The sequence below is a fragment of the Micromonospora sp. NPDC051924 genome, from assembly GCF_055586005.1.
On record NZ_JBVJJA010000093.1, the window covers coordinates 1 to 11,812 of the forward strand.

The following is an 11,812-nucleotide window of genomic DNA, read 5'->3' on the forward strand; positions in this document are numbered from 1 at the left end:
ATGCTCGGGTTCTTGACGCCCGCGGACGTGAGAAGAAGTTTCACGCTTGCCTCCTGTACGTAGCGGTCATGACGCTCTCCCCGAGAGTCGGGAGACCGGGTGCATGGGAGTACAGACTGGGCACCATAACGAAACTCATCGCCGTTGCGACCCCTCAAGCCCCTACGTGCGCCTTTCTCGTCGACGTGCCGTGCGATCAGCGGTCAGCTTGCGGCGCACCGGTAACCCGTCGATATCGGACCGCTATCGATGGACCAGCAACCACCGGACCCGGCCGGCGACCGTTACCATCCCGGCGTGGGAGAGGACCTGGCCAGCCGGCTCTACGGCCTTGCCTGGCGGGTCACGCCGCGGTTGCCGGGCCCGGTCGCCGCGCTCGTCTTCGACTCCGTCGCCGCCGGGATGCGCTGGTCCGGCGCGGGCGGGGTGCACCAGCTGCGGGTCAACCTCGCCCAGGTGCTCGGCCAGGCCGCGGACAGTCCCGCCGTGACCGCCGCGGCCGCTCGGGGCGTGCACTCCTATCTGCGTTATTGGCGGGAGTTCTTCGGGCTCGCCGGATGGAGCCGGGACCGGATCCGCGACGCCGTGGTCTTCGAGTCGCTGGGCCGGGTGGCCGCCGCCCGTGACGCCGGTCGCGGAGTGGTGCTGGCGCTGCCGCACAGCGGCAACTGGGACCTGGCCGGAGCCGCGCTGGTGCTGAGCGGGCACCGGTTCACCACGGTCGCGCAACGCCTGCGCCCGGAGCGGCTCTACCAGCGGTTCGTGAGCCACCGTGCGGCGCTCGGCATCGAGGTGCTCCCCGCCGACGAGACCCGGCGGGCGGTCACCACGCTCACCCGGCGGCTGCGTGCCGGCGAGGTCGTGTGCCTGCTCGCTGACCGGGACACGTCCGCGGCCGGCATCGGCGTGCGGTTCTGCGGCGCGCCGACGACGTTCCCGGCCGGGCCCGCGCAGCTGGCGCTGCGCACCGGGGCCGCGCTGCTGCCCGTATCGCTCTGGTACGACGGTCCGCGGCTGCGGATCCGGATCCACCCGGAGATCGTCCCGGGCCGTGACGGCGCCACCCGGGCCCGGGTGGCGGCGATGACGCAGGAGCTGGCCGACGTCTTCACGGGCGCCGTCCGCCGGCATCCACACGACTGGCACGTGCTGCAACCGGTCTGGCCCGCCCCCGCCCACCAGGGCTGAGCTCAGGACCTGCGTGACAAATCGGTATCAGTGAAGTTGACCCGGTTGCATGGACATCCATCCATGGCGAGGGCGATTGCCGGGCCGGCTCCGCGACAGCGGGGCCGGCCCGGCCGTTTCCACGCCGCTCCCCCGACCCGGTCCCGCCGGGCGGGGCGGGGTCGGGCGGCCGCTCAGCCGGCGGGCGGGAGGCCGACGCGCCGCGCCCGGACCGCCCACCCCACCAGCACCACCAGCAACGCGGTCATCAGGATCGCCCCGGGCGCCTTGGTGAACCGGGCCAGGTTCGTGCCGTCGGGCAGGACCAGCACCGACGCCACCGCGCAGGGCGCCACGAACCACACCGTCCGGGCCGGCGACCGGGTCGCCACCGCGAGCAGGGCGAGGGGCCAGACCGCGTACCAGGGGTGCAGGACCGGGGCCAGCAGGACCGTGGCGGCCAGCGCCAGACCGGCGCCGAGCAGCGTCACCCGGGGCCGGGCGGCGGCCAGCCCGACCACCTGCTGCCGGACGTCGTTGAGCCGGCGCAGCGCCGTCCAGGCCCACCACCAGAGCGCCACCAACAGCACCGCGAGCAGCGCCAGCGCGACCGCCCGGGCCACCGGAACGGCGTGCGGCTCCCGGCCGAGCAGGGCCCCCACGTAGTCGACCACGAAGCCCACCGCGGTCGGCGGGGAGGTCCACTGCTCGGAGTCGCCACTGCGTGCCAGCCCACCCACCCAGCCCAGACCCAGCCCGGTGACCAGGGAGCAGGCCAGCAGCGCGGCGAGCACTCCCCCGGCCAGCCAGGCGGCATCACGCAGCAGCGCCCGCCAGGTGTGACGGCCCAGCACCGCGGCGAGCGCGGCGAACGGGAGCACCACCACGGCGACCGCCTTCACCGCGACCGCCAGGCCCAGCAGCACCCCCGCCACCACCAGCGCGCGCGGCCTGCCGGGCTTGCGCACCAGCATCAGCAGCCCGGACAGCACCAGACCCAGGCCGACCGCGTCGTTGTGCGCGCCGGCGACCAGGTGCACCCCGACGAGCGGGCAGGCCAGCGCCAGCCAGGCCGCCCGCCGGGTCGGCACACCCGCGGCCCGGGCCAGGCCGGGCAGGCAGAGCGCGGCCAGCAGCAGCCCGGCCACCGCGACCACCCGCAGCAGCACGAGCGCCCCGACCAGCCCGCCGCCGGCCAGCACCGCCAGCCCGGCCAGCAGCACGAAGAACGGCCCGTACGGCGCCGGGGTGTCCCGCCAGATCGGCGACACCGCGTCCGTCCACGGGCAGCCGGCCGCCGCCACCCCCACCCGGTAGGGATCGGCACCGTGCGTCCACGACCAGCCCTGGCAGGCGTACGAGTAGACGTCCCGGCTACCCAGCGGGGGCGCGCCCAGCAGCGGCAGCAGCCACAGCCCGGCGGTCAGGTACGCCCACCGGGTCGACGGGGCGCCCCAGCGCAGCGACCACCAGGCCCCGACCAGCAGCAGCGTGCCGGCCAGCCAGCAGCCGAGCACCCAGGGGCCGTGCGGGGCGTCCCACACGTCGACGAGGCGGGTGACGGGCGGGGCGTCGGGCAGCGCGCCGCCGAGCCAGCCGGCGACGGTCAGCAGCACCGCGCCGAGCAGCCCGGCGTACCGGGCGAACGCGGCGGCGACGGGCCGGACCGGCCCGTCGGGCACCACGTCCGGCTCGCGCACCGGCCACTCCTCAGTCGGCTGCCGCGTCGGCGGGGACCGGCCGCCGGTCCGCCCGAACCGACCGTACCAAGCGGACCGTGACGACGATCACCAACAGCGTCATCAGGGGGGCACCGGGCATCTTGGTCCACCGGGGCAGGCCGGTGCCGTCCGGCAGGATCAGGAACGACCCGACCGCCGCGACCACCAGGTACCACTTCTCCCGCAGGGCGGCGGTCGCGGCGAGGACGGCCAGCGGCCAGGTCCAGTACCACGGGTGCACCACCGGGGAGAGCGACACGGTCAGCGCCAGCGCCAGCCCCGCGTAGTAGAACGGGTCCCGGCTCCGGGCCCGGAACCAGAGCCAGACCAGCAGCCCGGCCAGCAGCAGCACGGCGATCCCCCGGGTCACCGGGAGCGCGTCGATGTGCGCGCCGAACAGCGCCGCGAGGTAGCCGACGGTCTGGCCGACCGCGGTCGGCGGGGAGGTCCAGGCGACCGCCACCCCACCCTGCGACAGCCCGCCGACCCAGCCGAAGTCCAGCCCGCCGCCGAAGGTGACCCCGACCACGACCGCGACCGCGCCGCCGACCACCCACCCGCCGTCGCGCACCAGCGTCCGGATCCGGTACGGCCCGACCATCGCGGCCAGCGCGGCGAACGGCACCACGACGAGGGCGGTCACCTTGATCGCCACGGCCACGCCGAGCAGCGCCCCGCCGGCCAGCAGCGGACCGGGCCGGCCCGGCCGGGAGGCCACCAGGGCCAGCCCGGCGACCAGCGCCCCGACCATCAGGGCGTCGTTGTGCGGGCCGCCGATCAGGTGCATGGCGACCAGCGGGCAGGCCAGCGCCAGCCACACCGCCCGCTCGGCCGGCACCCCCCGCCGCCGGGCCAGCACCGGCACGGCGTACGCGGTGAGCGCCACGCCGACCAGGCTGAGCAGGCGAAACAGCACGATGCTGGCGGTCAGCGAGCCGGTTGCCTTGACCACCGCGCCGGCGATCACCACGAAGAGCGGGCCGTACGGGGCCGGGGTGTCCCGCCAGATGTACGAGACGGTGTCCAGCCACGGGCAGGGCAGCGCCGAGACCCCCTGCTCGTACGGGCTGATCCCGCCCGCGAAGCTGGCGCCCTGACAGGCGTACGCGTAGACGTCCCGGCTGCCGAACGGCGGCGCGACCAGCATCGGCAGCAGCCAGAGCGCGGCGGTGACCAGCGCCCAGCGCACCGACGGCACCCGGTCGCGCAGCGACCACCAGGCCCAGACCAGCAGCGCGGTGCCGACCAGCCAGGCACCGAGGATCAGCGGCCCGTGCGGGCCCTGCCAGATGTTGACCGGGTTGGGGCGCAGGTTCGCGTGCGGGAACGCGCCGCCGAGGAAGGCGCCCAGCGCGAGCAGCAGCGAGCCCGCCAGGCCGGTCCAGCGCGAGAGGTGGTGAGACACCCCGCCATGCTGCCAGCCCGGCCCGCCGGCGCCGACGGTGGGCACCGGGCCGGGCCGCGTGTTCAGCAATGGTTCGCCGGCACCAGCCGGCTGGAGACCGTGAATTCACCCGGGGCACGCACCCGTACCTCGGTCCACCCGTCCGGCCCCGGCCGCAGGCAGCCGTCCGCCCCGGAGAGGGAGAGCCAGCGCGACCACCGGACCCGGACCGGCACGTCACCCGCTCGGTCCGCGGTGAACCGCACCCGGGCCTGGTCGGCGGCGACCAGCCGGCCCGGCGCGCCGACCAGCGGCGTCGGGTCGACCACGGCGTACAGCCGCCAGTCCGCGTTGCGCCAGACCTCGCGCAGGTAGGGCTGGCCGGACCCGATCAGGTCGGCCTCGGCCCGCCCCCACCGGTCCGGCGGGGCGTCGGGCGCGACCGCGACGTACTGGACCGCCTCCCGGCGCAGCCAGTCCGCGTACGCCTCGGCGGTCAGCCCGTCGGCGTAGAAGAGGGCGTTCCGGTCGGTGTCCACCTGCCGTTCCCAGCCGCGGGCCAGCGGCACCGTCGGCGGCAGGTACGCCGATTCCCAGTGGTCGCGCAGCGGCACCACCTCGACCCGGCCGACCGGCTGCCGTCGGGCCAGCTCGTCGGCGAGCGGACGGTGGAACGACGCGGCGCTCTCCGCCGAGCCGGCCCGGGTCACGTCGCTGACCATCACCGGGTTCTGCCACCAGACGGTGGCGGCGAGCAGGCCGGCCAACCACGGGCCGGGCAGCGGCGCGTACCCGGCCAGCACCGGCAGCGCGAAGAGCATGGGCAGCCGCAGCGCGTTGGAGCCGATCGGGCTGGGCAGGTAGAAGGCGGCGACCAGCAGCAGCACGGTGAGCACCGCGCCGATCCGCAGCGCGCGGCGACGCCGGGGCACGACGGCGAACACCAGCACGGCCAGCGCCACGTTGATCCGCATCGACTCGGCCGAGTACGGCTGGGTGCCGCCGTTGCCGAACAGCACCGCCATCGGGGCGAGCGCCAGGGCCGGCGCGAGGCAGAGGACCAGGCTCTCGGCCAGCGGCCGGTCCACCCGCAAGCCGCCCGGCAGCGGCCGGCCCGGGCCCTCGCCCCGGCGCAGCCCGGCCAGCAGCAGCGCCGCGCCGGCCAGGCCGGTGAAGAGCCCGGCGACCGGGCTGGCCCAGGTGGCCGCCACGGCGAGCACGGCGGCCAGGATCAGCCGCGCCGGCCGGCCCGGCCGCTCGGCGCCCACCGCGCCGAGCGCGAGCAGCCCGAACGCCAGGCCGACGGCGAAGGTGATCCGGCCGCTGGCCAGGTTGCCGACCAGCACCGCCGCACCGAGCACCCCGGCCAGCACCGGCCGGCGAGCCCGGTGCCGGACGAAGAGCCAACTCAGCGCCGCGGCGCCCGCCACGGCGGCGAGGACGCCCAGCGGCCGCACCCCGAGCCAGGCGCCCAGCCGGGCGGTGAAGAGGCTGTAGCCGTACTGGTTGACCCCGCCGTACCAGCCGAGGTCGATCGGGGCGCCGCCGTGGCGGGCGACGAAGCCGGCCCGGGCGACCTGGGCGGCCAGGTCGGTGCCCATCGGCGGGGCGAGCAGGAAGGCCACGCCGAGCAGCAGCGCCACCGCCGGGGCCGCCAGCAGCGCGGGCAGCGACCGGCGGCCGGCGTGCCGCTCGGCCGCCGCCCTAACGCGGAGGATGGAGGTCTCAGGCACCGAGGACCCGCTCCATCGCGGCCCGGGACCGGCGCCCGGTGCGCAGGTATTCGTCGAGGAACTCGCCGGGGTCGTCCCGGCCGAGCAGGCGGACCACCCCGGCCAGCTCCACCCCGTGCCGGGGCAACTGGTCCCCGGCCCGGCCGCGGATCAGCATCAGCGCGTTGCGGACCTGCGCGGCGAGGGTCCAACCGGCGGCCATCTCGGCGGCGTCCTCCGGGTCGACGAGGCCGGCGTCCCGGGCCGCCGCGAGGGCGTCGAGGGTACGCGTGCCGCGCAGCTCGGGCTGCCGGCCGGCGTGCCGGAGCTGAAGCAGCTGCGCCGCCCACTCGACGTCGGCGAGCCCGCCCCGGCCCAGCTTGGTGTGGGTGGCCGGGTCGGCGCCCCGGGGCAGCCGCTCGGTCTCCACCCGGGCCTTGATCCGGCGGATCTCCACCACCTGCTCGCGGGTCAGCCCGTCGGCCGGGTAGCGGACCGGGTCGGCCATCGCCTCGAACGCGGCGCCCAGATCGGCGTCGCCGCAGACGAACCGGGCCCGCAGCAGCGCCTGCGCCTCCCACACCTTCGACCAGCGGGCGTAGTACTGGGCGTACGCGGCGAGGCTGCGCACCAGCGGGCCCTGCCGGCCCTCCGGGCGCAGATCGGCGTCCACCCCGAGCGGCGGGTCGGGGGCCGGCGCGGAGAGCAGCCGGCGCAGCTCCTCGGCGATGGCGTGGGCGGCGGCGCTGGCCGCGCTCTCGTCCGCGCCGGGCGGCGGGTCGTAGACGAAGAGCACGTCGGCGTCGGAGAGGTAGTTCGACTCGTACCCGCCGAGCCGGCCCATCCCGACCACCGCGAAGCGCAGCCCGGGCGGCGCCGGCTGGGTGGCCCGGGCGATCCGCAGGGCGGCGGCCAGGGTGGCGTCGGTGACGTCGGCCAGGGCGGTGCCGACCGCGCTGACGTCGACCAGCGTGGGCACCCGCTCGGCGCCGGGCTCGGTGGAGCGGGGGGTGAGCGGGGCGAGCGCGCCGGCCTGGCTGAGCACGTCGGCGCAGGACAGCCGGACCAGCTCCCGGCGGCGCAGGGCGCGCACCGCCCGGGTGGCCTCGACCGGGTCGTCGTGCCGGGCCGCCGCGGCGGCGAACCCCTCGCCGAGCACCTCGCGCGGGCGCGGGGTCAGCTCGCTGTCCTCGGCCAGCAGCCGCAGCGCCTCCGGCTCCCGGGCCAGCAGGTCGGCGGCGTACCGGGAGGAGGAGAGGACCCGGGCCAGCCGCCGGGCCACCGGCCCCTCGTCGCGCAGCAGCCGCAGGTACCAGGGGGTGCTGCCGAGCTTGTCGGAGACCTGCCGGTAGTTGAGCAGCCCCCGGTCCGGTTCCGGCGCGTCGGCGAACTCGCTGAGCAGCACCGGAAGCAGGGTGCGCTGGATCGCGGCGGTGCGGCTCACCCCGCCGGTGAGGGCCTGGAGGTGACGCAGCGCCCCGGCCGGGTCGGCGAAGCCGAGGATCTCCAGCCGGTGCCGGGCCGCCTCCGGTGTGAGCCGCAGCCCCTCGGTGGGCACCCGGGCCACCGACTCCAGCAGCGGCCGGTAGAGCAGCTTGGCGTGCAGCCGGCGTACCTCGGTGGCGTGGGTGACCCACTCGGCGCGGAACTCCTCGACGGCGCTGCGGCCCGGGGTGGCCTGGTAGTCCAGCGCGGCGGCGAGCCAGCGCAGCGCGGCCGGCTCGGTCGGCACGGTGTGGGTGCGGCGCAGGCCCTGGAGCTGGAGCCGGTGCTCGACGCCGCGCAGGAAGCGGTAGCCACGCAGCAGCGCCTCGCCGTCGGCGCGGCCGACGTAACCGCCGGCGACCAGGGCGCGCAGCGCCGGGATCGTCCCGGGCACCCGCAGCGACTCGTCCCCCCGGCCGTGCACCAGCTGGAGCAGCTGGACCGCGAACTCGATGTCGCGCAGCCCGCCCGGGCCGCGCTTGATCTCGCGTTCCAGCTCCTTCGGCGGGATGTTGTCGATGATCTTGCGGCGCATCGCCCGGACGTCCTCGACCGCCTCCGGCCGCTCGGCGGCAGTCCACACCAGCGGGGCGAGCTGGTCGATCCACTTCCCAGCCAGATCGAGGTCGCCGGCCGCCGGGCGGGCCTTGAGCAACGCCTGGAACTCCCAGGTCCGGGCCCAGCGCCGGTAGTAGGCGAGGTGGCTGGCGAGGGTGCGCACCAGCGGCCCCCGGCTGCCCTCGGGGCGCAGCGCGGCGTCCACCGGCCAGGCGACCAGCCCGCAGATGTGGATCAGCCGGGTGGCGACCAGGGTCGCCGCGCCCAGGTCCTCGTCCTCGGCGGCGACGAAGATGACGTCCACGTCGGAGACGTAGTTGAGCTCGTCGCCACCGCACTTGCCCATCGCCACCACGGCCAGCCGCGGCCCGGGCGTGCCCGCCGGCAGCTCGTCCACCGCGATGCCGTACGCGGCGGCCAGGGTGGCGTCGGCGAGGCCGGAGAGCGCCGCCATGGTCTGCTCCAGGCCGCGCCCGCCGGTCAGGTCGGCCGCCGCGATCCGCAGCAGCGCCAGCCGGTACGCCTGCCGCAGCACCGGGATCGGGCCGGTGGCGGCGGTCATCCGGGCGGCCGTGGCCAGGTCGAGCCGGCCCTCGGCGCGGGGCGCGAGCCCGTCCGCCTCGGTGGCCAGTACCCGCCACTGGCCGGGGTTGGCCACCAGGTGGTCGCCGAGCGCCGAGGAGGCGCCGAGCACCGCGACCAGCCGGCGGCGGAGCCCCGGGTCGTCGTGGAGGGCGTCGAGCAGGCTCTCTTTCTCCGGCCCGCCCGCCCCGGCCGCCCGGCGTTCCGCCTCGACGATCCGGTGCATCTGGCGCAGCGCCAGGTCCGGGTCGGCGGCCCGGGAGAGCGCGGTCAGCAGGTCGGCGGCGCGCTCGTCGGCGGGCTCCTGGGCGTCCGGCCGCCACAGCCGCAGCCCGTCCGGCCCGAGCAGGTCGGCGGCCCGCCCGCCGTCGCCCTCGGCGAACCCGTACCGGGCGAGACGTCCCCTGGTCGGTCGGGCCATGTCAGTGCCCGAGCAGCGGCAGGCTGCGGCGGGTGGTGTCGTCGTCCAGCTCGCCGAGGGCGAGGGCGGCGAACCGGACCGCGAACGGCTGCCAGACCTCCTCGACGTCGGCCATCACCCGGTCGCAGGCGGCCACCACCAGCTCCGGGTCGTAGCCCAGCTCGGCGAGTTGGGTCGAGTCGCGGGCCCAGTCGGCGATCATCGCGGTGTCGCACTCGATGTGGAACTGCAGCCCCCAGGCCCGGTCGCCGAGGCGGAACGCCTGGTGGGGGTAGCGGGTGGAGGCGGCCAGCAGGGTCGCCCCGTGCGGCAGTTGGGTGATCTCGTCGGAGTGCCACTGGAGCACGTCCGGCATCAGCGGCACATACCGGAAGAGCGGGTCGGTGTCGGCGGCGTCCCGCTTGCCGACCACGGTCGGCCCGATCTCCGGCCCGGACGGGCTGCGCTCCACCTGGCCGGCGTGCGCGCTGGCCAGCAGCTGCGCGCCGAGGCAGATCGCGAGCGTCGGGATCCGCTGCCGGACGGCCTTGCGGAGCAGCCCCTCCAGCGCCGGCAACCAGGGCGCGCTGGGGCTGCCGTCGGGCAGCGGGTACGCCTGCTGGTCGCCGCCGAGCACCACCAGGGCGGCGTACCCGTCGAGGTCGGCCGGGAGTTCGTCGCCGGCGTGCGGGCGCAGCACCCGCAGCTCGATCCCTCCCTCGGTCAGCCACTCCCCCAGTCGGCGGAGGTCGTCGGTCGGGTCGTTCTCGATCACCAGCGCGGTCGCCACGACGTCGAGGCTATCCGGTGCGCCCGACGCCGCCCGGTCCGGCTCGGCGCGGCAGCCCGCGAGCGCCGCCCGGCGGGCGGGCGGTCGGCGCGGCCCGGGCGCGGGGCGACACGCGGCCCGACCATGGCGGAGCGGCCACTAGGCTCCCGCACGTGCCCACCGACGACTGCCTGCGTCCCCCGGTCCTACGTCCCGGCGACACGGTGATGCTGGTGTCGCCCTCCGGCCCGACCCGGCCGGAACGGGTGGCGCGCGGCATCGAGCTGCTGACCGGCTGGGGGCTGCGCCCGGTGCTGGCGCCGAACGCCTACGCCCGCCAGGGCTATCTGGCGGGCGGGGACGAGCTGCGCGCCGCCGACCTGAACACCGCCTTCGCCGACCCCGAGGTGCGCGGGGTGATCTGCACCCGGGGCGGCTACGGCGCGCAGCGGGTGGTCGACCTGATCGACATGGCCGCGGTACGCCGGGACCCGAAGGTGGTGGCCGGTTTCTCCGACATCACCGCCCTGCAGTTCGCGCTCTGGCGGGGCGCCCGGCTGGCCGGCGTACACGGGCCGGGGGCGGCCTGGCTGGACGACCGGACCCCGCCCCGCTCGGCGGAGTCGCTGCACGCCGCGCTGATGACCACCGAACCGGTGACCGTGGAGGCGGTGAAGGAGGAGGAGACGTACCCCGTCCGGGTGCCCGGCCGGGCCGAGGGCCGGCTGCTCGGCGGTAACCTCTGCCTGATCACCGCGTCGATCGGCACCCGGGACATGCCGGACCTGACCGGGGCGATCCTGCTGGTCGAGGAGGTGCAGGAGCCGCCGTACAAGGTCGACCGGATGCTCACCCACCTGCGCCGCTGCGGGGCGCTGGACGGGATCGCCGGGGTGGCGGTCGGTCAGTTCACCGAGTGCGCGGACGGCTGGGACACCACGGTCAACGACGTGCTGACCGAGCGCCTCGGCGACCTCGGCGTCCCGGTCCTCGGCGGCCTTCCCATCGGTCACGGCGTCGGCCAGCTCACCGTCCCCGTCGGCACTCCGGCGGTCCTCGACACCGACACCGGCACCCTGAGCGTCACCCCCTCCGTGGCGTGACCCACCCACCACGCGGGTCAGGGGGTGCGGTGGGCCACGGCGCCGGTCTCGAGGGCGATCCAGACCTCGCCCTCGGGGCTGACCGTGAGGCCGTGCGGCTCCGAGTGCGGGGTGGGCAGGTCGTGTCCGGTGATCCGGGGACCGCCACCCTTTCGGACCCTCGCTCGCTGTCGCAACCCGTTTGTCCGGTTCGTGGGGTTGATTGTCAGCGTGTTCATAGGGTCGCGACGGCCTATCCCCAGGTTCGGTCGTCACTGTCAGTGAGGTCATCGCACCACCACCGAACTGGAGAACCGCATGATCCGCACGATGTCGAAGAAGCAGCTGCTGGTCGGCCTGGCCGCCGCGGGAGTGCTCGGCGTCGGGATCGCCGCCCCGACGGTGGCGCTCGCCGACGACAAGAGCCCGAGCCCGAGCGCCAGCACGAGCACCGACCAGGGCAGCGACCGGCAGCAGCAGCGCGCCGACCGCCAGCAGGAGTTCGCCGCCGCCCTCGCCAAGGAACTGGGCGTCTCGACCGACAAGGTCACCGCGGCACTGGAGAAGCTCCGCGAGCAGCGCCAGGCCGACCGGCCGGAGCGGCCGTCGACCGAGGACCGCCAGGCGCAGCTGAAGGAGCGGCTGGACCAGGCCGTCAAGGACGGCAAGCTCACCCAGGAACAGGCCGACGCGGTGCTGAAGGCCGTCGAGGCCGGCGTCTTCCCGGGCCCGGGTGGCCACGGCCACCGCGGCTGGTCCGGCCAGGACGGCAACTGACCCGGGTGGCCCCGCCGCTCCTCACCGGCCGAATCTCCCTCCCGGCCGGGTCGGCGGGGCCACCCCGTGACACCCAGGACGGGGGGGGGGGGGGGGGGGGGGGGGGGGGGGGGGGGGGGGGGGGGGGGGGGGGGGGGGGGGGGGGTGGGGGGGGGGGGGGGGGGGGGGGGGGGGG

The 11,812-nt window shown here is 76.4% G+C and carries 8 protein-coding genes; 3 read left to right on the forward strand and 5 right to left on the reverse strand.

The features are described 5' to 3' along the window. Positions 1 to 297: 297 nt before the first annotated feature. On the forward strand, positions 298 to 1,188 hold the full coding sequence (locus ACZ6S5_RS34345; RefSeq protein WP_466006457.1) for a phosphatidylinositol mannoside acyltransferase: 891 nt from the start codon (positions 298 to 300) through the stop codon (positions 1,186 to 1,188). Between the two features lie 173 nt (positions 1,189 to 1,361). Here the strand turns inward: ACZ6S5_RS34345 and mptB (ACZ6S5_RS34350) are convergent, their stop codons facing one another. The 5 genes from mptB (ACZ6S5_RS34350) to ACZ6S5_RS34370 form a co-directional block, all read right to left on the reverse strand. Then, on the reverse strand, positions 1,362 to 2,867 hold the full coding sequence (gene mptB, locus ACZ6S5_RS34350) for a polyprenol phosphomannose-dependent alpha 1,6 mannosyltransferase MptB (RefSeq protein ID WP_466006458.1): 1,506 nt from the start codon (positions 2,865 to 2,867) through the stop codon (positions 1,362 to 1,364). Positions 2,868 to 2,877: 10 nt separating this feature from the next. After that, positions 2,878 to 4,293 carry a polyprenol phosphomannose-dependent alpha 1,6 mannosyltransferase MptB gene (gene mptB, locus ACZ6S5_RS34355; RefSeq protein ID WP_466006459.1) on the reverse strand — a complete coding sequence of 472 codons (1,416 nt, stop codon included), beginning with the start codon at positions 4,291 to 4,293 and terminating at the stop codon, positions 2,878 to 2,880. A 62-nt stretch (positions 4,294 to 4,355) separates the two neighbouring features. Beyond that, a complete protein-coding gene (locus ACZ6S5_RS34360; RefSeq protein WP_466006464.1) occupies positions 4,356 to 5,873 on the reverse strand; it encodes a hypothetical protein in 1,518 nt (505 codons plus the stop codon). Positions 5,874 to 5,997: 124 nt separating this feature from the next. Continuing rightward, positions 5,998 to 9,030 (reverse strand): bifunctional [glutamine synthetase] adenylyltransferase/[glutamine synthetase]-adenylyl-L-tyrosine phosphorylase, encoded by a 3,033-nt coding sequence (locus ACZ6S5_RS34365; protein ID WP_466006460.1) that lies wholly within the window; start codon positions 9,028 to 9,030, stop codon positions 5,998 to 6,000. Between the two features lies 1 nt (position 9,031). Next, the gene (locus ACZ6S5_RS34370; protein ID WP_466006461.1) at positions 9,032 to 9,799 is read right to left on the reverse strand and encodes a type 1 glutamine amidotransferase; all 768 of its coding nucleotides are present in this window, start codon (positions 9,797 to 9,799) and stop codon (positions 9,032 to 9,034) included. Between the two features lie 152 nt (positions 9,800 to 9,951). Here ACZ6S5_RS34370 and ACZ6S5_RS34375 point away from each other — a divergent pair, with 152 nt between their 5' ends. Continuing rightward, on the forward strand, positions 9,952 to 10,881 hold the full coding sequence (locus tag ACZ6S5_RS34375) for a S66 peptidase family protein (RefSeq protein WP_466006462.1): 930 nt from the start codon (positions 9,952 to 9,954) through the stop codon (positions 10,879 to 10,881). 297 nt (positions 10,882 to 11,178) lie between these two features. Beyond that, positions 11,179 to 11,637, forward strand: a complete 459-nt coding sequence (locus tag ACZ6S5_RS34380) for a hypothetical protein (RefSeq protein WP_466006463.1) — start codon at positions 11,179 to 11,181, stop codon at positions 11,635 to 11,637. Positions 11,638 to 11,812 lie beyond the last annotated feature (175 nt).